34 protein-coding genes and 1 other RNA gene are annotated in these 25,410 nt (G+C 68.4%); 12 read left to right on the top strand and 23 right to left on the bottom strand.

From position 1 onward, the window contains the following. Positions 1-2: 2 nt before the first annotated feature. The 10 genes from AC5592_RS09970 to AC5592_RS09925 all read right to left on the bottom strand — a co-directional run bounded on the left by AC5592_RS09970 (position 3) and on the right by AC5592_RS09925 (position 5,247). On the bottom strand, positions 3-584 hold the full coding sequence (locus AC5592_RS09970) for a hypothetical protein (RefSeq protein ID WP_036509839.1): 582 nt from the start codon (positions 582-584) through the stop codon (positions 3-5). Positions 585-722: 138 nt separating this feature from the next. Continuing rightward, the gene (locus AC5592_RS09965; protein WP_051025544.1) at positions 723-1,295 is read right to left on the bottom strand and encodes a DUF6286 domain-containing protein; all 573 of its coding nucleotides are present in this window, start codon (positions 1,293-1,295) and stop codon (positions 723-725) included. After that, entirely contained in the window at positions 1,292-1,642 is a 351-nt protein-coding gene (locus AC5592_RS09960) for a hypothetical protein (RefSeq protein ID WP_063064014.1), read from the bottom strand. Before AC5592_RS09960 ends, AC5592_RS09965 begins: the two co-directional genes overlap by 4 nt. Then, positions 1,639-1,827 (bottom strand): hypothetical protein, encoded by a 189-nt coding sequence (locus AC5592_RS09955; protein ID WP_030515548.1) that lies wholly within the window; start codon positions 1,825-1,827, stop codon positions 1,639-1,641. The genes AC5592_RS09960 and AC5592_RS09955 overlap by 4 nt, the downstream gene beginning before the upstream one ends. A gap of 1 nt (position 1,828) precedes the next feature. Then, on the bottom strand, positions 1,829-2,344 hold the full coding sequence (locus tag AC5592_RS09950) for an Asp23/Gls24 family envelope stress response protein (RefSeq protein ID WP_036509943.1): 516 nt from the start codon (positions 2,342-2,344) through the stop codon (positions 1,829-1,831). A gap of 99 nt (positions 2,345-2,443) precedes the next feature. After that, positions 2,444-2,767 carry a hypothetical protein gene (locus tag AC5592_RS09945; RefSeq protein WP_232329284.1) on the bottom strand — a complete coding sequence of 108 codons (324 nt, stop codon included), beginning with the start codon at positions 2,765-2,767 and terminating at the stop codon, positions 2,444-2,446. Continuing rightward, the gene (locus AC5592_RS09940; RefSeq protein ID WP_036509844.1) at positions 2,764-3,144 is read right to left on the bottom strand and encodes an Asp23/Gls24 family envelope stress response protein; all 381 of its coding nucleotides are present in this window, start codon (positions 3,142-3,144) and stop codon (positions 2,764-2,766) included. Before AC5592_RS09940 ends, AC5592_RS09945 begins: the two co-directional genes overlap by 4 nt. Beyond that, the gene (locus tag AC5592_RS09935) at positions 3,141-3,725 is read right to left on the bottom strand and encodes an anti-sigma factor family protein (protein WP_198163799.1); all 585 of its coding nucleotides are present in this window, start codon (positions 3,723-3,725) and stop codon (positions 3,141-3,143) included. The genes AC5592_RS09940 and AC5592_RS09935 overlap by 4 nt, the downstream gene beginning before the upstream one ends. Continuing rightward, the gene (locus tag AC5592_RS09930) at positions 3,716-4,282 is read right to left on the bottom strand and encodes an RNA polymerase sigma factor (protein WP_084506520.1); all 567 of its coding nucleotides are present in this window, start codon (positions 4,280-4,282) and stop codon (positions 3,716-3,718) included. Before AC5592_RS09930 ends, AC5592_RS09935 begins: the two co-directional genes overlap by 10 nt. Before the next feature lie 143 nt (positions 4,283-4,425). Continuing rightward, the gene (locus AC5592_RS09925) at positions 4,426-5,247 is read right to left on the bottom strand and encodes a helix-turn-helix domain-containing protein (protein ID WP_036509958.1); all 822 of its coding nucleotides are present in this window, start codon (positions 5,245-5,247) and stop codon (positions 4,426-4,428) included. Positions 5,248-5,349: 102 nt separating this feature from the next. Here AC5592_RS09925 and AC5592_RS09920 point away from each other — a divergent pair, with 102 nt between their 5' ends. Beyond that, complete coding sequence (locus tag AC5592_RS09920) at positions 5,350-5,889, top strand: YceI family protein (protein ID WP_036509847.1); 540 nt, start codon at positions 5,350-5,352, stop codon at positions 5,887-5,889. A gap of 116 nt (positions 5,890-6,005) precedes the next feature. Here the strand turns inward: AC5592_RS09920 and AC5592_RS09915 are convergent, their stop codons facing one another. Further along, complete coding sequence (locus tag AC5592_RS09915) at positions 6,006-6,884, bottom strand: helix-turn-helix transcriptional regulator (protein WP_063064013.1); 879 nt, start codon at positions 6,882-6,884, stop codon at positions 6,006-6,008. 70 nt (positions 6,885-6,954) lie between these two features. Between AC5592_RS09915 and AC5592_RS09910 the strand changes: the two genes are divergently transcribed. From AC5592_RS09910 to AC5592_RS09900, 3 genes are all read left to right on the top strand, one after another. Next, a complete protein-coding gene (locus AC5592_RS09910; RefSeq protein WP_063064012.1) occupies positions 6,955-8,616 on the top strand; it encodes an AMP-binding protein in 1,662 nt (553 codons plus the stop codon). Beyond that, complete coding sequence (locus AC5592_RS09905; protein ID WP_063064011.1) at positions 8,616-10,319, top strand: AMP-binding protein; 1,704 nt, start codon at positions 8,616-8,618, stop codon at positions 10,317-10,319. Before AC5592_RS09910 ends, AC5592_RS09905 begins: the two co-directional genes overlap by 1 nt. A 262-nt stretch (positions 10,320-10,581) precedes the next feature. Beyond that, entirely contained in the window at positions 10,582-10,773 is a 192-nt protein-coding gene (locus tag AC5592_RS09900) for a hypothetical protein (protein WP_030515537.1), read from the top strand. A 125-nt stretch (positions 10,774-10,898) separates the two neighbouring features. On the opposite strand, the gene AC5592_RS09895 is transcribed toward AC5592_RS09900, so the two are convergent. Then, complete coding sequence (locus tag AC5592_RS09895; RefSeq protein ID WP_036509860.1) at positions 10,899-11,906, bottom strand: AraC family transcriptional regulator ligand-binding domain-containing protein; 1,008 nt, start codon at positions 11,904-11,906, stop codon at positions 10,899-10,901. A 220-nt stretch (positions 11,907-12,126) separates the two neighbouring features. Here AC5592_RS09895 and AC5592_RS09890 point away from each other — a divergent pair, with 220 nt between their 5' ends. Further along, positions 12,127-12,519, top strand: a complete 393-nt coding sequence (locus tag AC5592_RS09890; protein WP_083871495.1) for a VOC family protein — start codon at positions 12,127-12,129, stop codon at positions 12,517-12,519. Here the strand turns inward: AC5592_RS09890 and AC5592_RS09885 are convergent. Next, positions 12,501-13,241, bottom strand: coding sequence for a helix-turn-helix domain-containing protein (locus tag AC5592_RS09885; RefSeq protein WP_232329283.1), 741 nt, complete (start codon positions 13,239-13,241; stop codon positions 12,501-12,503). The two genes, AC5592_RS09890 and AC5592_RS09885, sit on opposite strands and share 19 nt — an antisense overlap. A gap of 145 nt (positions 13,242-13,386) precedes the next feature. On the opposite strand from AC5592_RS09885, the gene mscL reads away from it, so the two are divergent. Continuing rightward, positions 13,387-13,848, top strand: a complete 462-nt coding sequence (gene mscL, locus AC5592_RS09880) for a large conductance mechanosensitive channel protein MscL (protein WP_036509865.1) — start codon at positions 13,387-13,389, stop codon at positions 13,846-13,848. A gap of 20 nt (positions 13,849-13,868) precedes the next feature. On the opposite strand, the gene AC5592_RS09875 is transcribed toward mscL, so the two are convergent. Next, complete coding sequence (locus AC5592_RS09875) at positions 13,869-14,441, bottom strand: TetR/AcrR family transcriptional regulator (RefSeq protein ID WP_036509868.1); 573 nt, start codon at positions 14,439-14,441, stop codon at positions 13,869-13,871. A 128-nt stretch (positions 14,442-14,569) separates the two neighbouring features. On the opposite strand from AC5592_RS09875, the gene AC5592_RS09870 reads away from it, so the two are divergent. Both AC5592_RS09870 and AC5592_RS09865 read left to right on the top strand, forming a co-directional pair. Beyond that, complete coding sequence (locus AC5592_RS09870) at positions 14,570-15,568, top strand: serine hydrolase (RefSeq protein WP_063064010.1); 999 nt, start codon at positions 14,570-14,572, stop codon at positions 15,566-15,568. Between the two features lie 198 nt (positions 15,569-15,766). Beyond that, complete coding sequence (locus tag AC5592_RS09865; protein ID WP_063064009.1) at positions 15,767-16,528, top strand: 3-hydroxyacyl-CoA dehydrogenase; 762 nt, start codon at positions 15,767-15,769, stop codon at positions 16,526-16,528. A gap of 48 nt (positions 16,529-16,576) precedes the next feature. On the opposite strand, the gene AC5592_RS09860 is transcribed toward AC5592_RS09865, so the two are convergent. The 3 genes from AC5592_RS09860 to AC5592_RS09850 all read right to left on the bottom strand — a co-directional run bounded on the left by AC5592_RS09860 (position 16,577) and on the right by AC5592_RS09850 (position 19,975). Next, a complete protein-coding gene (locus AC5592_RS09860) occupies positions 16,577-18,082 on the bottom strand; it encodes an alpha/beta fold hydrolase (protein ID WP_063064172.1) in 1,506 nt (501 codons plus the stop codon). Between the two features lie 94 nt (positions 18,083-18,176). Continuing rightward, positions 18,177-18,968, bottom strand: coding sequence for a thioesterase family protein (locus AC5592_RS09855; protein ID WP_063064008.1), 792 nt, complete (start codon positions 18,966-18,968; stop codon positions 18,177-18,179). 188 nt (positions 18,969-19,156) lie between these two features. Then, on the bottom strand, positions 19,157-19,975 hold the full coding sequence (locus AC5592_RS09850; RefSeq protein ID WP_063064171.1) for a dienelactone hydrolase family protein: 819 nt from the start codon (positions 19,973-19,975) through the stop codon (positions 19,157-19,159). A gap of 90 nt (positions 19,976-20,065) precedes the next feature. On the opposite strand from AC5592_RS09850, the gene AC5592_RS09845 reads away from it, so the two are divergent. Further along, positions 20,066-21,037, top strand: a complete 972-nt coding sequence (locus AC5592_RS09845) for a GlxA family transcriptional regulator (RefSeq protein WP_063064007.1) — start codon at positions 20,066-20,068, stop codon at positions 21,035-21,037. A 77-nt stretch (positions 21,038-21,114) separates the two neighbouring features. Further along, complete coding sequence (locus tag AC5592_RS09840) at positions 21,115-21,804, top strand: DUF899 domain-containing protein (protein WP_036509882.1); 690 nt, start codon at positions 21,115-21,117, stop codon at positions 21,802-21,804. 4 nt (positions 21,805-21,808) lie between these two features. Here AC5592_RS09840 and AC5592_RS09835 read toward each other — a convergent pair whose 3' ends face one another. Next, positions 21,809-22,819: a hypothetical protein gene (locus tag AC5592_RS09835; RefSeq protein ID WP_051025548.1), complete on the bottom strand. Its 1,011-nt coding sequence runs from the start codon at positions 22,817-22,819 to the stop codon at positions 21,809-21,811. A gap of 129 nt (positions 22,820-22,948) precedes the next feature. On the opposite strand from AC5592_RS09835, the gene AC5592_RS09830 reads away from it, so the two are divergent. Next, the gene (locus tag AC5592_RS09830; RefSeq protein ID WP_157121717.1) at positions 22,949-23,248 is read left to right on the top strand and encodes an NIPSNAP family protein; all 300 of its coding nucleotides are present in this window, start codon (positions 22,949-22,951) and stop codon (positions 23,246-23,248) included. Here the strand turns inward: AC5592_RS09830 and ssrA are convergent. Together ssrA and smpB are read right to left on the bottom strand one after the other, a co-directional pair. Then, positions 23,227-23,597: a transfer-messenger RNA gene (ssrA, locus tag AC5592_RS09825) on the bottom strand. The genes AC5592_RS09830 and ssrA overlap by 22 nt on opposite strands. Positions 23,598-23,678: 81 nt before the next feature. Beyond that, positions 23,679-24,152: an SsrA-binding protein SmpB gene (gene smpB, locus AC5592_RS09820; protein WP_036509978.1), complete on the bottom strand. Its 474-nt coding sequence runs from the start codon at positions 24,150-24,152 to the stop codon at positions 23,679-23,681. 341 nt (positions 24,153-24,493) lie between these two features. On the opposite strand from smpB, the gene AC5592_RS09815 reads away from it, so the two are divergent. After that, positions 24,494-24,862, top strand: a complete 369-nt coding sequence (locus tag AC5592_RS09815) for a hypothetical protein (protein WP_039780101.1) — start codon at positions 24,494-24,496, stop codon at positions 24,860-24,862. A 7-nt stretch (positions 24,863-24,869) separates the two neighbouring features. On the opposite strand, the gene AC5592_RS09810 is transcribed toward AC5592_RS09815, so the two are convergent. Genes AC5592_RS09810 through AC5592_RS09800 form a run of 3 tightly spaced genes read right to left on the bottom strand, consistent with a single transcriptional unit; the run spans position 24,870 to position 25,372 of the window. Beyond that, a complete protein-coding gene (locus AC5592_RS09810; protein WP_498974567.1) occupies positions 24,870-24,932 on the bottom strand; it encodes an Rv3103c transmembrane domain-containing protein in 63 nt (20 codons plus the stop codon). An 8-nt stretch (positions 24,933-24,940) separates the two neighbouring features. Further along, positions 24,941-25,105, bottom strand: coding sequence for a hypothetical protein (locus tag AC5592_RS09805; RefSeq protein WP_157121715.1), 165 nt, complete (start codon positions 25,103-25,105; stop codon positions 24,941-24,943). Positions 25,106-25,120: 15 nt separating this feature from the next. After that, positions 25,121-25,372, bottom strand: coding sequence for an Rv3103c transmembrane domain-containing protein (locus AC5592_RS09800; RefSeq protein WP_036504250.1), 252 nt, complete (start codon positions 25,370-25,372; stop codon positions 25,121-25,123). Between the last annotated feature and the right edge of the window lie 38 nt (positions 25,373-25,410).

The raw sequence follows: 25,410 nt of genomic DNA, 5'->3' as shown, positions 1-25,410 counted from the left end.
CGCTACCGCGCCCGCGCGGTGCGGCCGCGATCGGCGAGCCGCAACTCCAGCGACACCGGCACGGCGTCGACCTCCAGCGCCTGCCGCAGCCGGCCCACCGCATCGGAGAGAATGCGCCGGCGCAGCGCGGTCAGATCGGCGTCGGGCTCCGCCGTGACCACCAGGTGCAGTTCCGGTGCGCGACCCGGACCCGACAGCCTGGCCTGCGCCGACCGCACCTCCGGATAGGACTCGATATCGGTCGCCACCGGGGCGGCCGCGACATTCGAATCCATCAGCGTCTCACCGGAATTACCGACCGTGCCGATATGCCAGCGCATCCGTGCCGGCAGCCGCGCGAACTGGGCGGCCAGCCATCGCAGCGCCGCCAGGCCCACGACCACCGCGCCCGCCACCACCGCCACGAACACCCACTGCGACGGTTCGGCGGTGCCGGGTACCAGCGGCGCGTCCCGATCGACCCAGTGCAGCACCCCGGCGTACGCGAGAATGGCATAGGCGCCCGCGAGAATCAGCGCCAGCCCGATGAGCGCGAGCAACGCCCGATTGAGCCGTGCAGGACGATTGGCCGAGCTCGAACTCACAACACCTCCTGTGACCTGCGGGACACCCGCACCCGGTCGGTGTCGCGAGCCGCTGCGCGATTGTCGCTCACGACACCTCCTGTGACCTGCGGGACACCCGCACCCGGTCGGTGTCGCGAGCCGCTGCGCGATTGTCGCTCACAACACCTCCTTGCGAACATGCACTCGCTTGTCCACCCGCTCCGGCTGCTGCGCCGCGCGCAGGCGGGTGCTGACGGGTGGGGCGGATTTCGGGGCGATGCGGGCCAGGCGGTCGCCGACGGCGGCGTTGACCGTCTGCTCCAGATCGGCGTGGTCGGGGTGGGCGGCGCGGCCGGTGACCCGAATGTTCTTGCGGCCGCGGCGAACTCGCGCCGCTTCGAGGCCGGCGACCGAGCCCGCGGCATCGGTCAGGGCGCCGTCCAGACTGCGCCGGGTGATTCCGGCGTCCATCCCTTCCTCGGCGTCCAGCGCTTCCACCACGCGCCGGCCGGGCAGCAGCGCCGCGAGCAGCAGCACCGCACCGAGCACCACCAGCGCGATGCCGACACCGAGCACCCAGTAGCTGTGCCAGGTCGTGTCGTGCAGACGCACCGCGATGCTGTGGTAGGACACCAACTCCTTCGCGTTGCCCAGGTTCTGGATCAGCGACACCGCCACGAGGACCGCGATCACCAGCAACGCCAGTGCGACCAGTACGGCCGGGGTGATGCGCCGGGGCCTGCGGTTCATCGCAGCCGTCCGGTGGGTTCGATCGTGTTGACCAGTTCGGACACCTCGATGTCCACGCGTGGAACGACCAGTCCGGACAGTTCGTGGGTGCGCTGCATCAGATGCTCGCGGCACGCCTCGGTGACCACCGCGACCGGCGTCGGATAGCTGATCGGCAGGCGTACCCGCAGCACGGCGGTATCGGCCGTCACGCGCGCGGACACCTCGGGGCCGGCGGCGACACCGTCGACCTCACGCGCCGCCCGCGCCGCCAAGCGCCGCACCGCACGCTCGGACACGGTGGTGCGACCCCGGTACTCGGCCGCGGAGAGCAGCGGCGCCGGCGCCGTCTCCGCGGCGGCACTCATTTCCGGCCCCGATCCTGCGCCGAACGGATCAGGCCGGACAGGTCGACATGGCCGTCGAGCCAGCGGCCGATCACCAGTCCCAGCGCACCGAAGATCAGCACCACCGCGAAGGCCCCGAAACCGCCGAACGCCGCGGCGAAACCGAGGGAGAGACCGAAGATCAGGCAGATCGTGGTGGCGTTCATATCACTGCACCCGTTCGCGGGCCGGCGGCTGATCCTCGTCCTCTTCGATGAAGACGTCGTTGACGTTGATGTTCACCTCGACCACCTCGAGTCCGGTCATCTGCTCGATCGCGGTGATGACGTTGCGGCGCACCGCGCGAGCCAATTCGGCGATGGACACGCCGTATTCGACGACGATCTCCAGGTCCACCGCCGCCTGCGTCTCGCCGACCTCGACCGAAACCCCTTGTCCCACACTGGCCGAAGCACCGGGAATGCGATCGCGGAAGGCGCCGAACGCGCGCGCCGCGCCACCGCCGAGGTTGTGCACCCCGCGCACCTCGCGGGTCGCCAACCCGGCGATCTTCTGGACGACGGCATCAGCGATGGCGGTCGTGCCCTGATCGCTGACCAGCGCGCTGCTGGTCCGGGCGGGCGCTTTGGCCGCGGCTCCGCTCTGGCCCGCGCCGCCCCCGGTGTCCTTACCCGCTTCGGCCCTGGCGTTCTCCGCGCCCTTACCGGCTGTCGTGCTGGTCATGATTACCTCCAGTTCAGTTCCCTTGCGGTACAGCGGATAACGAACCTTCACTAGCTACGACACCGCCGACGGCGAAATGTCACGGGCGAGATCGATGATCTAGGTAATCGCGGTGTCGAACGCTTCGGCGTCCAGATCGGTGACCACGATCCGCAGTCGCGCACCGGCCCACCGGGTGGCGTCCTGCAGTTCGCCCACGGCCGCCGCGAGCTTGTCCAGCAGTGGCGGCAGCGGCAGCGCCGAGGCGATCACGCGGATCTCGACGACCTCGGCACTCACGTCCACCGCCGAGCGCGGACCCAGCCGCGGCACCCATTCGGCGAGGTCGACACCCGGCGGCACGGCCGGACGCAATCCCGCCACGGATTCGATCGCGGCGACGATGTCGCCGGCCAGCTCGTCCTCGCTCACGGCCGCCGTCACGACGCTCCCGGTGCGATATCGAGAATCGCCACCGACACCGCGTCGACGAGCATCCCGGTCTGTTGCGCGACCATCCGGACCACCTCCTGCTGTACCGCCTGCCCGACCTCGCCGACCTGGCATCCGCCCCGCACCGACAGGTCGACCTGCACCTTCAGCCAGCCACCGCTGTGGCGGACGCGCACGCCCGCACCGGGTGCGATGTCCTGGCTGCTCCACCACTGCCGTCCCGTCCGGGCCAGATGGCCGAGCAAACCGAGAACACCGGGCTCCAGCCGCGCCACCCCAGGAACCGAGGCCGCGGCCCGAGCCGCTACTGCGGCGATTACCGCATCCGAGGCGATATATTCCGCTTTCTCCGCGAATCCCGCGCTCACGGCTCCTCCTGGTAGACGTCCACCACGGTGATATCGAGCCGCTCCAGCGCCAGACCGGCCCGGGCCGTGGCCGCCGCCCGCACTCGTTCGCGCACCTGCGGAACGACGCGTTCGACCATGGTGTCGCCGTGCCGCAGCGAGATCGACAGCGCCACCGTGATCGCGTGGCGGCCGTCGGGATCGGCCCCGTGGTCGTCGATGCGGCAGCTGCGGGCGCGCACACCCGGCACGGTGTCGGCGGCATAGCGCAGCACCGCCGCGATGGCCTGTTCGCTCACCTCGATCGAGCCCGGATGCGGCGTGGTGAGGCTCACCATGCGTCCGCGCCGGACCTCGGCCCGTACCGCCGACATGATCCGGTCGAACATCGCGGGCGGCGGTGGATCCGGCTCGTCGACGAGTTCGCGGGTGGCGGCGCGCAGCGTGAGCAGACTCTCGCGCGCGGCTCCGCAGTGCGGGCACTCCGATTCGTGTTCGTCGGCCAGCCCCGCCTCCACGGCGTCGAGCCGGTCCCACACCTGTTCGACGCTGCGCCCGCAGGGCAGCGTGTAGTCGCTGTCGGTCATCTCCTTCAGCGCCACGGCTTCATCACCTCCGCCAATTGCGCCCGGGCCCGGGCGATCCGCCCCCGAACCGCGGTGGTGTTGGTGCCGACGATCTCGGCGATCTCCTCGTAGGAGCGGCCGTGCACCTCCCGCAGCAGCCAGCAGGCACGCTGTTCGGGTGTCAGCCGCTGCAACGCCGCGGTGAGCGCGGCCATCTCATCGTGCACCTGTGCCGCGTGTTCCGGCTGGGTCGCACGTTGCGGCGATTCGGTGGTGTCGAGATCCACGTCGGCGCGGTCCTGCCGGGACCGGATGACGTTGAGGCACCGATTGGTGGTCATCCGGTACAACCACCTCGGGAAGGCGCTGTCGTCCTGCAATTGAGCCAGGCGGCGCCACGCGGTGAGGAACACCTCCTGGATGACGTCCTCCGCCTCGGACCGGTCGGCCAGCATCCGCGCCGCCAACCGGAACATCGCTCCCTGATACCGCAGCACCAGTTGCTCGTAAGCCCGGACATCGCCGTCACGTGCGCGCCCGGTCAGGGTGGCGTCGTCCAGCGCTGCCTCGGGTGCCGTTGCCGCCTCGGTCACACAGCACCTCCTCCGCTGCTCGAATCGATAGACACCGGCCGGCAGGAATCCTCACGTTGGATTATGCGTGATCGGCGTCTCACGAGTCGCGGACCGCGGATTCCGTGTCCGGATCGACAGCTGAGCGGACTCGGGCGCGGAGGTTATTCGTTGACCAGTCGTAAGGCGGGGGTGCGCACGGCGCGCCGGTCGACCAGCCACACCTGCACACTCTGATCGATTGCCGGACTGAGTGTTTGGATCTCGACCTCTACCTCGCCGCGTTGCGGATGGTCGATGTGCAGCGCACCGGACCGGAATTCGGTGACCCGGTGTTCCCGCCAGCGGCAGGAGAATTCCGGAAATCGGTGCAATCCCTGGATCAGCGCGTCGAGCCCGGGATCGTCGGGCCAGTGGGTGCGCGCCGAACGCAGCGTCGACACCATCATCTCCGCGGCGACCGGCCAGTCCCGCCACCGCTGCGGCGCCTGCGGATGCGCGAAGAAGTAGGTGGCCAGATTGTGTTCGGCGACCTCGTCGAGCAGTCCCAGCGGTTCGGCGAAATCGCGCCACGCCGGATTCCAGGCGAGGATGTCGAGCCACCGGCCCACCACGAAGGCCGGGGTGGGATGCATCGCATCGAGGACGGCCTGCACGGTATCGGTGACCTGTTCCCGCGCCTGACCCGAGGACGGGCACTCACGCGCGTGTTCCATACCGACCGCGAGATTGCCGAAATGGTGGCGTTCGACCTCGTTGAGCCGCAGCGCCTCGGCCAGCGCACCCAGCACCGCCATCGAGGGGTTGGTATCGCGGCCCTGTTCGAGGCGGGCGAGATAATCGACACTCACCCCGGCCAGCGCCGCGACCTCTTCGCGACGCAGTCCGGGGGTGCGTCGCCGGCGGCCGACCGGCAACCCGACATCCTCGGGTTGCAGCTGCGCCCGCCGCGCGATGAGAAACTCGCCGAATTCCGATCGTGCCACCACACCATCCTGTATCTGTCCGGGCCCCCTTATCCACGCCCTGGCAGTCCCAGGATAACCGCGGTGTGGCTAACCGGACCACGGTCCGCAAATCTGGTGGACATGACCACTTCCGAGCAGACCACTCTCGCTACCGGCTCCTGGGCCCTGGACCCCGCCCACTCCTCGGTGAACTTCACCGTCCGCCACCTGGGCATCTCCAAGGTCCGCGGCCGCTTCAACAACTTCGAGACCAGCTTCGTCGTGGACGCCTCGGGTGCGGCCACCATCGAGGCCACCATCTACCTCGACTCGTTCGACACCGGCAACTCCCAGCGTGACGAGCACGTTCGCAGCGCCGAACTGCTCAACGTCACCGATCGCCCCACCCTGCATTTCAAGGCCGTCGAGCCGGTGCGGGTGGCCGAGGAGTTCGAGGTCACCGGTGAGGTGACCCTCGGCGGCGTGACCAAGCCCGTCACCCTCGACGTCGAATGGGGCGGCGTACAGCCGTTCGCGGACGGCAGCCGCCACGCCGGATTCACCGCCACCGGCGCCATCAAGCGCAGCGAATTCGACGTCGCGCCCGGCCTGCCCACCGCCATGCTCAGCGACAAGGTCGCCATCGAACTCGACATCCAGCTGGTCGAGCCGCAGGCCTAGTCCACACCGATCACGGTCACACCGCTACGGCCGCGTCGCCGGGCGGAACAGCATCTGCCGGTCCGGTTCTCCGGGCCGGCAGTCGCGTATCCGAGGCCGTTCAGCGTCGGACAGCATCACGGCAGCAGACCGCAGCGGCGCGCCCGGACCACCGCCTCGTGCCGGGTGTGGGCGCCGAGTTTCGTCATGGCACTGCGCAGATAACTTTTCACCGTTTCCGGACGCAGCGAAAGTCGCTGCGCCGCTTCGCTGTTCGTACAACCGAGGGCGACGTACGCCAGCACGTCGAGTTCGCGCGGGGACAGTCCGGGCGCGGCGTCGGCCGCGACGGGCTCATCGGACCCGCCCATCAGGCGCACCAGGGTGTCCGATACGGCGCGCAGCCGCTTGCGAGCCTCGGCGTCGGTGAGCGTCTGCGCGATCCCGCGCACCTCGGCGTGCAGATCCCGAAGTTGTTCCGCGACAACGGCATCCGGTGGCGTGGCGGTGGTGACTTCCGCAGTCCCGCGCGCCGCCTGCAGGCGCAGCCGCCGGTCCACCTCGTCGCGCACCGCCAGTTCCACCGCCAGCCGCCGGCTCGACCGCAGCACCAGCTCGGCGATCCGATCGCCGATCGGCCCCGGTTCGCGACTGGCGACGTAGAGCACGGCCCGGGAACTCCCGTCCACCACGACCGGTACCCCGACCACCGCGCGCAACCCCTCCATCGAGACCGGCGCGTCGTAGTGATGGGTGATGGTCGCCGCTGCCCGATAGTCCGCGACCGAGGTCGGACGCCGGCTCGCGACGGCCGCGCCACCCACCCCCGAGGTCGGCGAGACCACCAGTCCGCGCATCGCGGCGGTCCGGGTGCCGAAGAACTCGCTCAGGATCAGCGCCCCGTCGCAGACCTCTCCTCCGAACACCACCGGCATCCCGGACAGTGCCGAGACCTGCCGCAACTCGGCCCGCAACGCATCGGCGTCGCGCGGGCGGAGCAGATCGGCGGGAGCCATCGGCGCTACCCCTTTCCGGGGGTGGTGGAGAGCAAAGTGTGACGTGAATCCTATATCCGTGAGCGCGAGTATGGGCCGGGTCCGGCCGGTCAGTTATACGCACGGGGTATGGGATGTGCCGCTGCTGGGCGAGACGATCGGGGCGAATCTCGATCGCACGGTGGCCGCCCACGGTGATCGAGACGCACTCGTGGACCGGGTGACCGGAGTGCGCTGGACCTACCGCGAATTCGCCGCCGAGGTCGACGCCGTGGCACTCGGCCTACTGGAATCCGGAATCGGCAAGGGTGACCGGGTCGGCATCTGGTCTCCCAACCGTGCCGAATGGACGCTGGTGCAGTTCGCCACCGCGAAGATCGGCGCGATCCTGGTCAACATCAATCCCGCCTACCGCAGCGAGGAAGTGCGCTACGTGATCACCCAGGCCGGGATCCGGATGCTGATCTCGGCGCGGGCGCACAAGAGCTCGAACTACGCGGAGATCATCGGCCGGGTACGGCCCGAATGCCCGGAGCTGGAGCGGGTGGTCCTGTTCGACAGCGCCGAGTGGGAGGCGCTGGTCGCCGCCGGTCGCGCCGCCGATCCCGCGCGCCTGGCCGAGGCCGGAGCGGCACTCGCCGCCGACGACCCGATCAACATCCAATACACGTCGGGCACCACGGGTTTCCCCAAGGGCGCGACGCTGTCGCACCACAACATCCTCAACAACGGCTACTTCGTCGGAGAATTGTGTGGCTACACCGAGGCCGACCGGATCTGCATTCCGGTGCCGTTCTACCACTGCTTCGGCATGGTGATGGGCAATCTGGCGGCGACGAGTCACGGTGCGGCCATGGTGATTCCGGCGGCCTCCTTCGAACCGGGGGCCACCCTGGCCGCCGTCGCCGAGGAACGCTGTACCTCGCTGTACGGGGTGCCGACCATGTTCATCGCCGAACTGGCCGATCCAGACTTCGAATCCTTCGACCTGAGTTCGCTACGCACCGGCATCATGGCCGGCTCACCGTGCCCGGTGGAGGTGATGAAGCAGGTGATCGAGCGGATGGGCATGGCGGAGGTGTCCATCTGCTACGGCATGACCGAAACCTCGCCGGTCTCGACTCAGACCCGGCGCGACGACACCATCACCCAGCGCACCGCCACGGTCGGCCGGGTGGGCCCGCACCTCGAGATCAAGATCGTCGATCCCGAAACCGGGCTGACGGTCCCGCGCGGGGAACCGGGTGAGCTGTGCACGCGCGGCTATTCGGTGATGCTCGGCTACTGGAACGATCCGGACAAGACCGCCGAGGCGATCGACGCCGCCCGCTGGATGCACACCGGCGATCTGGCCACCATGGACGACGACGGCTACGTCGCGATCACGGGCCGGATCAAGGACATGGTGATCCGCGGCGGCGAGAACATCTATCCGCGCGAGATCGAGGAATTCCTCTACACCCACCCCGACATCCTCGACGCGCAGGTCGTCGGAATCCCGGATCCGAAATACGGTGAGGAATTGGTGGCCTGGATCCGGATGCGCGAGGGCGCGGCCCGGCTGGACGCGCAGACGCTGGCGCAGTTCTGCGGCGGACGCCTGGCCTATTACAAGATTCCGCGCTATGTCCACGTCGTCGACGAATTCCCGATGACGGTCACCGGCAAGGTGCGCAAGGTCGATATCCGCGCGACCTCGGTCCGCCTGTTCGGCGAGCCGGAGCAGGATCAGCAACAGACAGGAGTGCAGTGATGACGTCCAACACCGAGGTGTATCGCCAGGCGCGCGACCGGCTGGTCGACCTGGCGACCGACTACGACACCGCGGTGCGGACGTTTCACTGGCCCCGGCTGACGGGCGCGTTCAATTGGGCCGTGGACTGGTTCGACGTGATCGCACGCGGCAACGACCGCACCGCGCTGTGGATCGTCGAGGAGGACGGCAGTGAACTGCGGGTGAGTTTCGACGAGATGGCGCGGCGCTCGGATCGGGTAGCGACCTGGCTCGCCGGACTCGGTGTGCGCCACGGTGATCGGGTCATCCTGATGCTGGGCAACCAGGTCGAGCTGTGGGAGTCGATGCTCGCCGTCGCCAAACTCGGCGCGGTGGTCATGCCCACCACGGGCGCGCTCGGGCCGGCCGATCTGATCGACCGGATCACCCGGGGCGAGGTGCGTTTCGTCCTCACCAACGCTCGCGACACCGCGAAATTCGACGAGGTCCCCGGCGACTACCGGCGCATCGCGGTCGGCGGTCCGGTCGAGGGCTGGCACGACTACGCGGAGGCCGCCGCGGTGGAGTCCGCGGGCCCGTTCCCCACCGTGACGCAGGTGGGCGACGAACTGCTCGTCTATTTCACCTCCGGCACGACGAGTAAGCCGAAGATGGTGCAGCACAACCAGATCAGCTATCCGGTCGGACATCTGAGCACCATGTACTGGATCGGCGTCCGTCCCGGTGACGTGCATCTCGCGATCAGCGCGCCGGGCTGGGCGAAGCACGCGTGGAGCTGCTTCTTCGCGCCCTGGATCGCCGAAGCGACGATCTTCGTCTACAACTACGGCCGGTTCGACGCCGAGGCGCTGCTCGGTCAGCTGCGGCGTGCGGAGGTCAACACCTTCTGCGCGCCGCCGACGGTGTGGCGCATGCTGATTCAGGCCGACCTCGGCGAGCGTCCGTCCGGACTGCGCGAAATCCTCGGCGCCGGCGAACCGCTCAACCCCGATGTGATCGCCCAGGTGGAAAACGCCTGGGGACTGATCATCCGGGACGGATTCGGGCAGACCGAGACCACCCTGCAGATCGCCAATACCCCCGGACAACCGGTCAAGGCCGGCTCGATGGGCCGCCCCATGCCGGGGGTGCCCGTCGTGCTGGTCGATCCGGTCACCGGCAGGCCCGCCGACGAGGGCGAGATCTGCCTGGATCTGAGCGCCCATCCGGTCAATCTGATGAACGGCTACCTCCAGGACCCGGAACGGAACGCGGCGGTGATGGAGGGCGGCTACTACCACACCGGCGATGTGGCGGCCCGCGACGAGGACGGCTACATCACCTATATCGGCCGCACCGACGACGTGTTCAAATCCTCCGATTACAAGGTGTCGCCGTTCGAACTCGAAAGTGTGCTGATCGAACATCCGGCGGTGGTGGAGGCCGCGGTGGTGCCGCAACCCGACGACACCCGCCTGGCCGTCCCCAAGGCGTATGTCACGCTGGCCGCCGGCTGGGAGCCGGACCGCGAAACCGCAAGGGCCATCCTGGAATACGCGCGCGATCACCTCGCACCGTATCTGCGGGTGCGGCGGATCGAATTCACCGAACTGCCCAAGACGATCTCGGGCAAGATCCGCCGCGTCGAGCTGCGGCAGCGCGAGGAGGCCGCCCATGCCGCCGGCACTGGGATCGCGGCGGAATTCCGCTACGAGGATGTCCTTGCACAACCGACCGTTTAGCGGTTCGCCACAGCTTTGCCGATGAGTTGCTCGCCGCCGGAGGCTTGCCGGCGGCGCTACACTTTCGGTGAATAGTTTGGTCGAAACCGCCTGCGGGTACAGAATTCTCACGCAGATTCCTCGCGGCCGTCGAAATGTGAAAATGGCACATTTGCCCGGATGTGGCGCGTTCGGCGCTGGCCCGATTCCGACAGCGTGACAAGACTGACGAAGTACGCGCAGCGCGTTCCGGATGTGTAGCTACGACCGATGGGAGAGCACCGTGTTGTACACCTTCGAAACCGCCACCCAGTACGTGATCGCCGAACTGGAGGCCAAGGGCACGGCGACCCGCGAAGACTTCGATGTACCGGCCATCGTCGCCACCTCCCACGCCATCGCCGAGAGCTGGGATTTCCAGGCACTGGACCGGCATACGTTCTGGAGTATCGCGGCGAGCAATCTGCGGGCATAGCGCAGCCCGCGGTGCCGCTCGATCACCCACTTCGGCGTCGGTGCTACACCCGCACGCCGAGGCCGGTGATCGAACGAAGCGCTCCGCGGCTACGCAGCCCCGCGATCAGGGGCGCGTCCGGTGAACTAGGCCTGACAGTCGGCCGATCCCGCAGTGCGCGTGTGCGCCACCATCGACCAGCGCCGCGCCGCACGCCGCATCGAGCCGGCGTCCGCATAGCCGAGCAACGCCGCCTGCCGCTCCCGGCTCAGCGGTCCCGCGGCCTGGGCCCGGGCCAAGCGGGCCCGATCCAATTCGCGCCGCCATGTGGTCCCCGCCTCGGACAGCCGCCGCTGCAGAGTGCGCGGACTGATGGCGAGCCGCCGCGCCACCTGCTCGAGCGAGACCTCGCCCTCCGCGAAGGCGTCGGCCAAGGCCCGCGAAACCCGCTCCGGCCAGGCGGAGGCCAGCGGCGGTGGCGGCGGCAGCGCGGCGGCCAGCGGTTGCAGCACATCCGCGAGCACCGGATCGGCGGTGGTCAGCGGCAGATCCATATCGGCCGACCGAAAGGTCATCGAATCCACCGGGGCACCGAATTCCACGTCGGCCGAACCGAATACCTCGGCGAACGCCTCCAGCCGACGCGGTGCCGGCTGTCGCAGGGATACCCGGGCCGGGTCCAGCGGTGCCGCCACAACGCGACGGGCACGGGTCAGCACGGCGACCAGTCCCCACAGTTGCACCAGTTCGCGGCCGCGACCCTCACCCTCGATCATGTCCAGGTAGAGGGTGGTTTCGGCCTCGTTCTCCGCCACCAGATCGAAACGGTGATTGGTGGTCACGGCCGTGACATACGGGCCGCAGGTCGCCAGGCCGGCGCCCACGGTCGGCGCGCTCGCGAACAGATAGTCGTAGAGCCGCGTGGCGGCCAGCTGATATCTGCTGGCCACGTGCAGCGCCACGTCGGGGTCGTCGAGCCAATTCTCCCCGATCTCCCATAACCGGGAAAAGACCCGCGCGGGCACATGAACGCCTTCGCCGGCCAGTGTCCATTCCGGTAGTTCGCATTCGCGCAGCAGTCGGTCACGATCGATCCCGGCGTCGGTCATCTGCGAGATCACGAAACGATGCAGCAATGTCTGGTCGGTACCCATTTCCCTCCTGCCCTCATTCGCGTCCCCGAACACGTTGGAGGAAACGCTAATCACTCGGACCAGCGTTTCGACCTAAATTCACTCCGATTGTGGTGGTCAGCACGTTGCGGTTATAGATTGATCCTGGTCACCAGGCTTTCGATCCCGAATTGTGACAAAACCAGCCACGCCGTCCGATTCGTTCAAGACGGCACCCCCGGCGGCGCTCTACGGTGACGCCATGGCACCTCAACTCAACGCAATCGGCGTGGTCGTCTCCGATCTGACGGCCGCGCTCGGCTTCTACCGGCGGCTCGGTCTCGAATTCGGCGAGGTCGTCGGGGGTGGGCACGTGGAAGCGCCGCTGCCGGGCGGATTCCGGCTGATGCTCGATTCCGAGGAGAACATCGCCCAGGACGTCGGCGGCGATCGGCGCTGGAACGCGGCGGCGGGCCGGATCGGATTGGCCGTCGAATGCGGTTCGGCGGCCGAGGTCGACGCGGTATTCGATGATCTGGTCGCGGCCGGATACCACGGGGAGACGAAGCCCTTCGACGCCGTGTGGGGCCAGCGCTACGCCACCGTGCACGACCCCGACGGCAACGGCGTCGATCTCTACGCGCCGCTGGGCTGAGCGTCCCCGGGGCGCGCGGCGGCTCCTCGGATACGACCGGGAGATCGCCCGGTCAACGCCCGGACCTCGCGGGTCATATGGGCCTGATCCGCATATCCGGCCAGCGCCGCGGTCTCGGCGAAACCCACGCCCGTGCGAGTCAGATCCAGAGCCCTGCGCATCCGCAGCACGCGGGCCAGCATCTTCGGCCCGTATCCGAAGGCCGAAACCGAGAGCCGATGCAGCCGCCGCGCACCCAGCCCCAGTGCGTCGGCGGTGGCCGCGACCGTCTCCCCCGCATCCAGCCGGCGCACGATCTGCGCCACCACCGGGTCGGGCGGGGTGGTCGCCGCCGCGCAGCGACGAGCCACCTCCTCGAGTCCGCGCAGCGGATCCGGCGCCGCCGCGACCACGTCGGTCATGACGCGGGCCCGCCGCGCCGACCACAGCTCGTCCAGCTGGGCGCGGCGATCCAGCAATTCCGGCGCACGCACGCCGAGCAGTCCCGGCGCGGTGCCCGGCGCGAAACGAATCCCGTACACGGTCTGTGCGGCAGCGCCGCTGTGGTAGGCCCGGGTATCCGGCCCGGCCACCACCAGCCGGCCACCGAGCCACAACAGATCCATACAGCCGTCCGGCAACACCGTGGCCGACTCCCCCGTCACCTCCCGCTGCCACACCATCGCGCCCGCGGACGCCCGCGAGCGGCGTTCGCGATAGAGCTCCGGCGAATTCTCGGCCACGCCGGAAAGGTTATCGTCCGGGACCGACGGATTCGGATCCGAACACGTGATCGAGCCCACAACGAGTTGCTGCTGGTTCGCTGCTCGCCGTTAGACTGCCGGTCCGAGACAGCGTTGATGTGTTCGGATCGATCGTGAGGCTGACATGCTCAAAGGGTTCAAAGACTTCCTGATGCGCGGCAACGTCATCGAATTGGCGACCGCGGTGGTGATGGGCACGGCCTTCACCGCGATCGTCACCTCGGTGACGAAGGGAATCGTCGAGCCGCTGCTGGCGGTCGTGGGCACCAACGGGCAGCTCGGATTGGGCGTGCAACTGGTCGCCGGAAAACCGGCCACGTTCATCGCCCTCGGACCGATCATCAGTGCGGCCGTCAATTTCCTCATGGTGGCGACGGTGCTGTATTTCGTGCTCATTCTTCCGATGAACACCTTGCAGAAACGGTTCAGCCGCAAGAAGAAGGCCGTGCCGACCCAAACGGAATTGTTGATCGAAATCCGCGATCTGCTCGCCGGCCGGAACGAAACCGCCACCACCGACGCTGTCGTCGACACCGATGCGACAGAAGCGCAGCGCCGGGTGGCCGAGATGGTTCACGAGCGCTGAGCCGAATATCGGTGTCGTCGTTACATTTTCGCTCCCACGAAGTCGACGGTGGCGACCATCTGCCGGGCCAGCAGTTCGGGATCGGCGCCGCCGAGTTCGGAGTCGGTGAGCGCACCCTCGCGCCACAGTGACGCGAAGCCGTGCACGAGCGACCAGGCCGCCAGTTCGGTCGCCGGTCGCGCGGATTCCGCGACGCCCAGTTGGGCTACGCCGGAACGCAACTCCTCGCCGGAGACGGTGCGCGCCGCGATCAGCTCCGGATCGTCGGCCCGCAGCAGGTCGTGCCGGAACATGACGTCGAAATGCCCGGGATGGCGGCGCGCGAAGCGGATGTAGGCGACCGCCATCTCCCGGAAATCGTCGCGGGCGCCCCGCAATTCGTCGGCCAGCAGCTCGTATCCGCGGATCGCGAGCGCGGTGAGCAAACCCTGCCGATTGCCGAAATGGTGGGCGGGCGCGGCATGTGAGACGCCGGCGCGCTGGGCCAGTGCTCGCAGCGACACCGCGTCGACGCCGTCGGCAGCGATCTGCTCGGCCGCCGCCGTCAGCAGCGTGGCGCGCAGATCTCCGTGGTGATAGGAGCTCTTGGTCACCCCACGATCGTGGCGCAGGGACCGGGTCCGCGTCCACCAACACGCCCGGAGCGAGCGCACCGTGAACCGACAGCGTTCTACCAACCAGCCCTCGAGCTGTACACAGCTGCGCGCGGTTTCTGGAGGATATGAACACTCCGTCCGGCCGTCCGCGCCGGCGCGCACTGGCTGTCGCGGCATTCGCTGTGGTACTCGCGATTTCGGGAATCGCGGTGGCACATGTGGCGACCGGAACCGCCGCGGCACATCCCGGTTCCGGCACCGCCGCCGCGGCGGCAGCCACCGTAGGCGCCGATGCCCCGGCGACCACCGCTGTGGCCCAGCCGATTTCGTCGAATCCGGTGGCGCAGCAGATGCAGAACGCGATCCTCACCGCCGAACCCGGCAGCCGGGTGGGTATCGACGTGGTCGACACCACCACCGGAACCACCCTCGTGGCACTGAACACCGATCGGCAGTTCTACACGGCGTCGGTGGTCAAACTGCTGATCGCCCTGGACGAGTTGAAAAGCCTGGACTGGCAGCCGGATTCGGATACCGCCGCGCTGCTGTCGCAGATGCTGTCGGCCAGCGACGACGATATCGCCGACGCGCTGTGGGATACCGACGGCGGCCCCGGCATCGTGTCCCGCGTCGCGGCGGACATCGGACTCGGCGCCACCCAGCCACCGGACGATCCGGCTCAGTGGGGTGAAACACTGACCACTCCGGCTGATGTGGTGCGGATCTATCACTACATCGCTGCCGAGATCCCGCAATCGGCCCGCGATCTGATAGTCACGGCGCTGCATCAGGCGAGCGCGACCGCCGCCGACGGAACCGATCAGTACTTCGGAATCCCCGACGCCCTCACCGGGACGGACTGGGCGATCAAACAGGGCTGGATGACGCTCGACGACTCCACGACGCTGAATACCACCGGTCTGGTTTCCACCGATCCGGCCCAGCCCGGCCGCTACGTGGTCGTCGTACTCACCACCCAGCCCGCCGGAACCGCGTGGACCACCGGCGGCGCGGCCGTCACCGCCGCGGTCACCGCCCTGCGGCAGACTCTCGCGCCGACCTCGGCGGTTGCCGCCGCTTCCGTCGAAACTGTAACATGTTCTAGCGTGTGCCCGGTCGGCTAAAAGTAGCGAACTCGGCAGAACATCAAGGTCGCGCGACCAGCACGCAACGTCCTGGATGGATCGCTGTGAGCTGGTATAACAAAAGAACCAATCGCGGATCGCCTCCTGCTTCATCGTGAACAGAGAGGCGAACCGCTATTTACTTATGGGTGGTGCGGCGACTAGTCTGACGCCGATACCGATCAGAAAGGACCTCGTATGAAGCTCGAGAATGCGGTCGCCGTGGTCACCGGTGGCGCGTCGGGTCTGGGCCTGGCCACGGTGAAGGAACTGCACGGCCAGGGCACCAAGGTGGTGATCATCGACCTGCCGTCGTCCAACGGTGAGGCGATCGCCAAGGAGCTGGGCGACGGTGTGGTCTTCGCCGCGACCGACGTCACCAACGAGGAGCAGGTGAGCGCCGCGCTGGATGCCGCCGCGCAGCTGGGCACCCTGCGGATCGCGGTGAACTGCGCCGGTATCGGCAATGCGATCAAGACGGTCAGCAAGAAGGGCGCGTTCCCGCTGGCCGACTTCACCAAGATCATCAACGTCAACCTGATCGGCACGTTCAACGTGATCCGGCTGGCCGCCGAGCGCATCGCGGCCACCGAGCCCGAGGGTGAGGAGCGCGGTGTCATCATCAACACCGCCTCGGTCGCGGCCTTCGACGGCCAGATCGGTCAGGCCGCCTACTCCGCCTCCAAGGGCGGCATCGTCGGCATGACCCTGCCGATCGCCCGCGACCTGGCGAGTGTGAACATCCGCGTGAACACCATCGCGCCGGGCCTGTTCCACACCCCGCTGTTCGCCACCCTGCCCGAGGAGGCCATCAAGGCCCTCGGCGCGCAGGTCCCGCACCCCGCCCGCCTCGGCGACCCCACCGAATACGCGGCCCTGGCCCGCCACATCGTGGAGAATCCGATGCTCAACGGCGAGACCATCCGCCTCGACGGTGCGATCCGCATGGCGCCGCGCTGATTTCGTACGCGAAGGCCCGGCTTCCTCGGAAGCCGGGCCTTGTGTGCGCTACGGCTCAGCTGCGGTGTCGGGCGCGCACACCACATCGGTCGCGGGTAACAGGCCATCGGCGAAGTATCCGTTGATCGCCGCGCCGACGCAGCGGCTGAGGCCGGGGCGAAACGTCATGTGAATCCGCACATCCGCCAGTGTGACGAGGCGGGACGCGCTCAGATCGCGATGAAGTGCGACGGCGTGATCGTACGGGGTGCGGGGGTCGCCGGTCGCCTGCACGATCAGCGCCGGTACCGAATTCCGCACCGTGGTCATGCTTTCCACGGGCCGGGGCCAGAAGGCGCAGGGCTGAATGTTGGCCGCCAGCGCGCCGAAGATCGGCTGCGTGGCGCGGCGGCGTTCGATCTCCGACCGGTAGTGCACCGGATCCTCGGGCGCGGCATCGTCACCGCAGGCGATGAACGCCAGCGCCGAATCCTCGTACTGCCGAAGGGAATCCAGCGTATCCGTCAGCCAGGGCGTGTGGCCGGCCGGCGGCATTCCGCCGGCCGCGGCCCGCAGTTCGGCGACGGTGTCGGCCATCTTCTCGTTCAGCCGGAAGTTGCCCAGCAGATTGTGCAGCAGGAACGGCAGCCAATGATCGTCGATGACGAAGTCGTTCACCGTAATGGGCTGTCGGGCAATGTCGTTCAACAACTCCTCGACCGCACCGCGTACCTGTGCGGCCGTAGTGCCGAAGTGATAGTCAGGGTCGCGGAGAGCGGCCCATCCGGCCCAATCGTCCAGTGCCGCTTCGTCGGCGGCACCCCAATCGTGCACCATCGCGTTCCAGTATCGGTCGGGATCGATCGCACTGTCGAGCACCATGCGATCGACCGACCGCGGAAACATCTGCGCGAACACGGCGCCCAGATAGGTGCCGTAGGAGACGCCGTAGTAGCTCAGCGACGGTTCCCCGAGGACGCGCCGGATCACCTCCATATCGCGCGCGGTGTTGCGGGTCGTCAGTTGCCGCAGTGAGGCGGAATCGCCTGTCAGACAAGCCATTGCCAGACGCGCGGCGCGGGCGGTGTCGGTGAGGAATCCGTCCGGTCCGACGCCGGCGGAGCGGATCATCTCGCCGATCGGCCAGCCGCAGGTCCGGCCGCCGTCGGACCGCCCGACGCCGCGGGGGTCCATTCCGATCAGGTCGTACTGTGCCCGGACCTCCGGCGCGAGAACATCCCCTAGCAGATCGACGGTGTCCAGCCCGGACGCTCCCGGCCCGCCGGGATCGGCCAGCAGGACACCACGCCTGCGGTCCGGGTCGGTCGCGGGCACCCGGGATATCGCGATGTTCAGGGTGCGGCCGTCGGGATCGGCATAGTCCAGCGGTACCCGCACCGCCGCGCAGGATCCTCCGGCGGCGTCCAGCGTCTCCATTGCGCAAGGCTTCCACTTCGGCTGCTGCCGGTAGAAGCGGTCCATGCCGGTGACGGGCGACGGGACCGCCGCGCCGGACGTGACGAGGACGGCCGCCACCGCCAGCACTGCCGCACCCCAGCGAAACACTCTCGACATCAACAGCTTCCAGCGCCACACTCGTCCACGTCGTCACGGTAGCCGAGGGATTCGAAAGTCACCCGTGGCGGGAAGAAGCGCAGCGGCCCGCCCGCTACCGGTTGCCGATCAGCAAGGTCTGGGTGCTGCGGCCGACCGGGCCCTTCTCGTCGTAGAGCCGGGATTCGGCCATCCCGATGCCGCTGCGTTCCGGATAGGTGACCGCGTCCAGGCAGACCCACTCCCCCACGGGTTCACGATGCAGCGTGACGGTGAGGTCGGTGTTGATGAAAAGGTAACGCTCCCAATCCAATACCGCACTCACGCCGTTACCGGAGTCGGCTGCCGCGAGGGCCCGCTCCAGCGGGCTCGGCGTGGTTCCCGCGACGATCGGATACCGCAGCTTGATCCAGCACACCGCCGGTCCGGGCTGCTGGAAGGAGCCGGCGACGAAGCGGTAGTCGATCCCGGTGTGGAATCCGACGGGCTGGTTGCTGGGAAACTCCCCGCTGTGCGGCACGGTCTCCGGCCCGGGGTACGCGCCGACGGCGACCGCATCCGCCGGCACCTCGACCTCCGGGTCCGCAACTCGCAACCGCCACGCGTTCGCCTTCAACACCGGACCGCGGTCGGTGGCGACGGTGGCCTCGATCAACTCCACACTGCGCCCCGGCCGCACCACCCGCGCCTCGGCCCGCAACGGCGCGATGGGAACGGGCCCGAGAATTTCGACCGCCACGCGGCCGACCCGGAATCCCGGCCGCGGCTCACAGCGCTCGATCACATGCCCGAGCAGCGCCGACGGCGGCCCCGCGTGCTGCGCATCCGGCGACCACGGACCGCGGGTCAGCTCGGTGGAGTGGAACAGCGCGGGATCCGTGGGATCGGGTCGATAGAAGGCCTCCATGGATCCTTACTACCGCACGGGTACCGTACCGATTCGCTCGCCCTGACCTGCGGGACAATTCACCACATCCGGCGCTGCCGCTTCTCGTCGTCGCTCTCGGTTCCGGCGGGACCGCCGCCCGTTACCGCTCGGCACGTATTGCAATGCGTAGGAGTTGTGGAGAGATTCCGACGGCGCCGATCGTGGCGCTACTCCGTTGCCGGTGTGTGCAGGCACGCACTGAGGAACGCGAGAATCTCGTCGCGGGCCGCGCGGGTCGGGTGGCCCTCCTCGTCGACGAAGTGCGCCGTGACGATGCTGTGCGGGGTCTGGACGATGTCGCGGAAGAACGGCGGCGGGGCGGGGTTGGCGGAATCGCCCGCCAGCACGCGGCCGTCGAAGGCGTCGCCGAGCAGTGCCCGATAGGCGGCGAAGCGGCGGCCGGTGCACCAGCGGTCGTTGTCGAAACGGTAGGCCAGGACCGTGAGCCCGTCGCGGCGGATACGGTCGCGGATCGCGGCCGCGTCCTCGTCGCTCATCTCGAGCCCGGCCGGATCGTCGAGCGGCAGCGAGGGATGATTCACCACCGGCGCGACGACGGCCGGTTCGAGGGTCATGGTGAGCGCGAAATTGCCGGTGAAACACAGCCCGAGCGCGCCGACTCCGGGACCGCCGCATTCGTCGTGGGCCAGCCGCGCGAGTCCGCGCAGCCATCGGGTGACGGGACTGGTGCCCCCGCCCGCGAAGGCACGGAATTCGGCACTCACGCAGGCGCGCCGCACGACTTCGGCGCCGTCGTCGACTGTCGGATAGGCGCCGTCGACGCCGAACAGCGACGGCAGGTACACGGTGAACCCCGCGTCGCGGATCCAGCGCGCGAGCCGCAGAACGTCGGGGCTGATGCCCGGCATCTCCGGCATCACCACGACGGCCGGGCCGGATCCGGCCGTGTAGACGGTCTTGCTCACCCCGTCCACGTCGACGAGACGAGGCTCGAAGGCGGCGATCGGGTTGTCGTCGATAGTCATTCGGTCAGCGTCGGCCGGACCGGTCGGGAAAGCGATCGGCGAAATCGCCAGATCGAGGGGTAATCTCGCCATCGGACGAGGAGGCGGGTCGTGAGCGCGTATCGGGTCGGTGTGCTGGCATATCCGGGCTGCTTCGCGTCCGAGGTGTTCGGGATTCCCGATCTGCTGACGATGGCCGCGCATGTCGCGGGTCCGGACCGCGCGGGGTACGAGGTGACGGTGGTCTCGCCGCGGCGCCGAGTGGTGGCCTCCGGCGGTGTGGCACTGTCGGTTTCGCCGTTGCGGGAGGTCGACATCCTCGTGGTGCCGGGCTTCGAACTCGTTCCGGGGCTCGATCCGGATGCCCGGCTGCCACCGCTCACCGCCGAGATCGCCGCGATCCGCGACCATGCCGCCGCGGGGGGCGCCGTCGTATCGATCTGTGTGGGTGCCTTCCTGCTCGCCCGGGCGGGCCTGCTCGCGGGCCGGCAGGCGACGACGGCCTGGTTGTTCGCCGACGAACTCGCGCAGCAGTGTCCGGAGGCCGATATCCGGTCCGATCGGCTGGTCGTCACCGACCGCGGTGTCACGACGACTGCCGCGTTCAGCGCCATGTACGACTTCGCGCTGGACTTGATCGCACGCCACAGCGGCCCACGGGTCGCGCGGACCACCGCCCGGATCGCCCTCGTCGACGACGCCCGCTCGTCACAGACCCCGTATGTCGACGCCCGCCTGCTGCCGCAACCCGGAAATATGTTCTCCCGCAGGGTGATGCGTCACCTCGACCGCCATCTCTCCACTCGCTACGACCTCACCGCACTGGCGAACACCTTCCACGTGAGCACTCGCACACTCCTGCGGCGCTTCGCCGACGAGACCGGGCACAGCCCGCTCGACTATCTGCGGTCCGCGCGCGTGCGCCGCGCCCGCCATCTGCTCGAAACCACCGACCGCACGGTCGCCGACATCTGCGGTGCCGTCGGGTACCGAGATCCGGGCACCTTCGCCGCCCTGTTCGCCGCACACACCGGACAACGCCCCGGGGACTACCGCACCACCTTCCGTCGCAGCCGTTCGTGAATCGACCGATGAGTTCCGGAGCGAAGCCACGTCTGTATCTACAGCTCGCAATCCGGGAGAACGGTCAGGGAGGACCCATGAGCACCACAGCACTGCCGCCCGTCGTCGACGCCGAGACCTGGCAGCGTGAACTCGACGCGCTGCGGGTGCGAGAGAAGGCGGCGACTCGGGAACTCGACGCGATCGCGGCCGCGCGTCGCCGCCTGCCGATGGTGAAGATGCCCGAATACACCCTCGAGGGCGAGGAGGGGCCGGTTCGGCTGGCGGACGTCTTCGACGGCAAGTCGCAGCTGATCGTCTACAACCACATGTGGTTCCCGGGCGAGACGTGGCAATGCCCCGGTTGCACCGGATTCACCTCGCAATTCACCCGATTGGAGTTCCTGGACAACTGGGACGCCCGCTTCGTCATCGTCACCCAGGGACCGATCGACGAGGCACTGGCCTACAAGCGGCGCGTCGGCAACGCGATGACCTGGTACTCGACCGCGAACAGTTCCTTCGGCGCGGACGTCGGCGCACCTCCCGGCGGCGGCTTCGCGGTCAACGTCTTCCTCCGCGACGGCGACACCGTCTACCGCACCTGGCACACCGACGGCCGCGGCACCGAACAACTCGGCTACAGCTTCGCCCTGATCGACCTGCTGCCCTACGGCCGCCAGGAGGAATGGCAGGACTCCCCCGAGGGATGGCCGCAATCGCCCACCTACAGCAAATGGAGCGGGTCGAAGGAGATCGCGGCGGCCTACGGCGAACCCGGCGCCTGAGCGGCTACAGCACCGGCGGGCGCTGATCGTCGGCCTCGGCCCGGACCGCCTCCTCGAACCCCGACTCGTACTCCTCGCAGTACAGCAACCGGCAGCCGCGGATCGCGTCCAGCAGGTCTTCCAGCAGGTCGACCGCCGGGCGGGCCGGGTCGAGGCACGAGATCCGGAATTCGTCGGTGAGCGCGGTCAGGCCCTCCTCGTCGAGTTCGTCTCCGCGCAAACGCCTTTCGATCGCCTCGGCCGCTTCGATGATCCGGGCCGGGTTGCGCACCCGGCCCTCGGCGGCGGCGAGCGCGTCCGCGATCAGATCGACCACCACCGCGGTCGGGCTCTCGCCGGCGCACAACCGCTCCAGCACCAGTGTCGGTGTCTCCACCCGGAGCGCCTCCAGATTGTCCGCTTCCGCGACCACATGCACCGGATGCACCTCCGCGGCCTCGGCCGCGACCTGCGCGGCGAGGTACAGCCAGCGCGCGGCGGCCACCGCGGCGGCGGCCGGGTCGATATCGGTGAACCGGTCGATGGAGGCGAGCGGGTCGGCGTAGAGCAGCGCATCGGCCGCGTGCGCCTGCACCGGCGAAATGTCGGCCCGCGACAACTCCACCGCCTGCCGCGCCCGTCCGGACAGATCGCCCAGCTCCGCCGCCTCGATCGCCGCCTGCTCGGTGCGCACCTCGGCGACCAGGGCATCCACCAGCGTCGCGTCGCCGATCAGATGCGCCACCCGCCCGATCCGATGCGCCGCCTCCTCGATCACGCTGTAGGAAACCGCCATCATCCCGTCCGCGTCCGGCAGATTCGGTTCCCGCACGGCCGCCGCGACCTCCGGGAACCGATTGCGCTCCTCGGCCCGGTGCCACGCCACACTGTTCGGCACCTCCGGATCCCCCGCCGCCGACGCCGGATGCGTGTAGGTCCGCCACTGATACTCCGACAGTTTCGTCAGCGCCGCCGCCAGCGCGAGGGCGACCTCCGCCTCCACCGTCCTCGGCAGAGTCGCGATCGTCTCGGCCACATCTCCCCGGCCGGTCCCCCAACTCGCGACAAGTGCGCCGGCCCCCTGCTCATATGCATACCGCGTCACGCTGTCAGTTCTACCCTCGCCGACAGCCGCAAGCCGAAAGTTGCGATCGCGGCGTTCGGTGTGGACCCCCGGCATGCCGGTTACCCCGGTGGCACCCACCACGGGTACTTCCTGCCGGGCGAAGGTGCGAGCGACAAGGCGCTGGCACTGTTCAGCTTTCCGAGCCTGGCGGCCCACGAGCAATACCGCACCCGCTTCGGTGTCGATCCCGACTTCGTCGAAGCCGATCGCATCCGCGACGACAGCGGATGCGTCCTGCGCTACGAGCGCACCTTCATGCGTCCACTGCTTCCCGCGCATGAAAAAAGCCCCTCACCTGGGGCTCAGGTGAGGGGCCCTGGTGGAGCTGCCGGGAATTGAACCCGGGTCCTCCGCCGCTTCTTCAGGGCTTCTCCGTGTGCAGTTCGCTAGGCCTCTACTCGGATCTCTCGGTCACGCGAACAAGCCGAGATGACGATCCCAGTCGCTGTTTGCTGTCCCGTACGACTCCGCGACCGAGCCGGACGGTGAAGCTCTCTAGCTGATGCCAGTACCCGGGCCGAGAGCAAACCCGGACTGACAGACACGCTCTACTGCTTAGGCAGCGAGAGCGTAGTCGCGCTGATGAGAATCGGCGCTTATTGGGTTACAGCGACGCTTACGGTGGTCTCCTGCCTGCACCGACACGCTTCCCCTGAATCGACGTACGCAGTCGAAACCGATCAGCCCCGTAGTCAACTCAGTTGAACACCCGGCTGGTGGGCCGGGCTGTTCATACTAACATCACTTCGCCTTCATCCATTCCCGCCGGTCAGCGCATGCCTTTCACGCGCCGGCCGAGTTCGCGCGTCACCTCACGCTCCGCGGTGCGGCGGGCCAGATCGTGGCGCTTGTCGTAGTCCTGCTTACCCTTGGCCAGCGCCAGTTCGACCTTCACCTTGCCGTCGGTGAAGTACATCGACAGCGGGACGAGGGTCTGCGAGCTCTCCTTGGTCTTACCGGTGAGCTTGTCGATCTCGCGACGGTGCAGCAGCAGTTTGCGGGTGCGGCGCGGGGCGTGGTTGGTCCAGGTGCCGTGCCCGTATTCGGGAATGTGCAGGCCACGCAGCCACACCTCACCGTCGTCGATGGTGGCGTAGGCGTCCACCAGCGACGCCTTACCCTCCCGCAGGCTCTTCACCTCGGTACCGACCAGCGCGATCCCCGCCTCGAAGATGTCGAGGATCGTGTAGTTGTGCCGCGCCTTGCGGTTGGTGGCGATGACCTTGCGCCCCTTCTCCTTCATGAACACCTTTCCCTCGACTCCGCGCAGCTCGGCGGCGCTCCACGCTGTCATTGTGCCTCGATGCCCGCTGAGCGTACGGACCTGTCCGGTTTACACGGCCGCCGAACAGAAGGAAAACGAAATTCCGGCCCGGAACATGCCGTGATCCGGCTCACGGTCGGCTGACTTCCGGCAACCGGCCCCGGCCGCCCGGAGGCCGGCGCCGCGGGGACGAACCACCGCACCGGAGGGCGTCGGCTGCGGACGAATGCGGACATCCCCACCGCCGGGAACCGATTCCGTGTGCCCTTCGCCGCGCGAGCGCGCAAAATGGTTGCGTGACAACGGTACCCAGATTCAGAGTGAGCACCGCCTCGGATCGTGTACTCGACGACCCGACCGATGCGCAACTACACGACCTCCTGGCCGAGTTGGATTATCGAGAACCCCAACTCGTCGTCGAACGCCCGGGTTCGCCTGCGGCCCAACACTATCTGCGCGTCGAGATGGATCGGCGCATCGATCCCGACGACGGTCGCGGCTATATCGTCGAGTACGGCGGGGGCGGGCCGGGTATGCAGTTCCGCGCCAGCGTGCGCGACACCGCGCGCTGGGGAACTCCGCACTCCCCCGCCTTCGAACTCGTCGCAAAGACCGTGCAGGACTGGGCCTTTCAACGCTACGGCTGGCACGAAGCGATGATGTGGGAGCGGGTCGGCGCCGACCGCTGACGCGCGGTCAGCCGCCGGGCCGGACCTGCAGATACAGAATCAGCAGGGCGATCCACGCGAGTAGCAGCACCACGGTCGTCACCCGCGGGCGACCAGCGGGTTCGCGTGCGGACGCAGCCACCCGGCCTCGACCGAATCCGCGCGGGTGCGGCGAGGTCCGGGTTTCGCGGCGTCCGGCGGGTCGCCGCCGGGGCCGGAATCCGACGACTGATCGGAGCGGTCGTCGTGATGGTCGTGGGACATAGCGGCACGCTACCGCTATCCGCCGGGCCGCACCGCCAGATAGAGCGCCAAAACGGCAATCCACACGGTAATCAGTGCCAGCGTCGACGGCCGCATCCCGGCGCGGGCTCGTCGCAGCCGCCGGGGCACACCGATCCGGCCGACGGGTCGCACCCGAATCCGGGAAGGATCCGGCTCCGCGGACACGGCCGAATCGGTGCCCGACGCCGTGTCGTGGCTTGCCGGCAACCCGTTGCTCTCGATCAGTCCGTCCTGGCCATGCGTCACGGCGAGACGGTTACCCTCGCCGCGCGGCTGGATAAACG

The sequence above is a fragment of the Nocardia violaceofusca NBRC 14427 genome (assembly GCF_963869435.1).
GTDB lineage: Bacteria > Actinomycetota > Actinomycetes > Mycobacteriales > Mycobacteriaceae > Nocardia > Nocardia aobensis.
This window is presented reverse-complemented; position numbering and strand designations above follow the sequence as displayed.

Excerpts from the sequence above, each read along its gene's own strand:
- AC5592_RS09805 (WP_157121715.1), bottom strand. The coding sequence starts at position 25,105 with ATGTCCCACGACCATCACGACGACCGCTCCGATCAGTCGTCGGATTCC.
- AC5592_RS09960 (WP_063064014.1), bottom strand. The coding sequence starts at position 1,642 with ATGAGTGCCGCCGCGGAGACGGCGCCGGCGCCGCTGCTCTCCGCGGCC.
- AC5592_RS09965 (WP_051025544.1), bottom strand. The coding sequence starts at position 1,295 with ATGAACCGCAGGCCCCGGCGCATCACCCCGGCCGTACTGGTCGCACTG.
- AC5592_RS09910 (WP_063064012.1), top strand. The coding sequence starts at position 6,955 with ATGGGCCGGGTCCGGCCGGTCAGTTATACGCACGGGGTATGGGATGTG.
- AC5592_RS09870 (WP_063064010.1), top strand. The coding sequence starts at position 14,570 with ATGAACACTCCGTCCGGCCGTCCGCGCCGGCGCGCACTGGCTGTCGCG.
- mscL (WP_036509865.1), top strand. The coding sequence starts at position 13,387 with ATGCTCAAAGGGTTCAAAGACTTCCTGATGCGCGGCAACGTCATCGAA.
- AC5592_RS09865 (WP_063064009.1), top strand. The coding sequence starts at position 15,767 with ATGAAGCTCGAGAATGCGGTCGCCGTGGTCACCGGTGGCGCGTCGGGT.
- AC5592_RS09895 (WP_036509860.1), bottom strand. The coding sequence starts at position 11,906 with ATGGGTACCGACCAGACATTGCTGCATCGTTTCGTGATCTCGCAGATG.
- AC5592_RS09905 (WP_063064011.1), top strand. The coding sequence starts at position 8,616 with ATGACGTCCAACACCGAGGTGTATCGCCAGGCGCGCGACCGGCTGGTC.
- AC5592_RS09955 (WP_030515548.1), bottom strand. The coding sequence starts at position 1,827 with ATGAACGCCACCACGATCTGCCTGATCTTCGGTCTCTCCCTCGGTTTC.
- AC5592_RS09890 (WP_083871495.1), top strand. The coding sequence starts at position 12,127 with ATGGCACCTCAACTCAACGCAATCGGCGTGGTCGTCTCCGATCTGACG.
- smpB (WP_036509978.1), bottom strand. The coding sequence starts at position 24,152 with ATGAAGGAGAAGGGGCGCAAGGTCATCGCCACCAACCGCAAGGCGCGG.
- AC5592_RS09855 (WP_063064008.1), bottom strand. The coding sequence starts at position 18,968 with ATGGAGGCCTTCTATCGACCCGATCCCACGGATCCCGCGCTGTTCCAC.
- AC5592_RS09950 (WP_036509943.1), bottom strand. The coding sequence starts at position 2,344 with ATGACCAGCACGACAGCCGGTAAGGGCGCGGAGAACGCCAGGGCCGAA.
- AC5592_RS09860 (WP_063064172.1), bottom strand. The coding sequence starts at position 18,082 with ATGTCGAGAGTGTTTCGCTGGGGTGCGGCAGTGCTGGCGGTGGCGGCC.
- AC5592_RS09850 (WP_063064171.1), bottom strand. The coding sequence starts at position 19,975 with ATGACTATCGACGACAACCCGATCGCCGCCTTCGAGCCTCGTCTCGTC.
- AC5592_RS09915 (WP_063064013.1), bottom strand. The coding sequence starts at position 6,884 with ATGGCTCCCGCCGATCTGCTCCGCCCGCGCGACGCCGATGCGTTGCGG.
- AC5592_RS09920 (WP_036509847.1), top strand. The coding sequence starts at position 5,350 with ATGACCACTTCCGAGCAGACCACTCTCGCTACCGGCTCCTGGGCCCTG.
- AC5592_RS09840 (WP_036509882.1), top strand. The coding sequence starts at position 21,115 with ATGAGCACCACAGCACTGCCGCCCGTCGTCGACGCCGAGACCTGGCAG.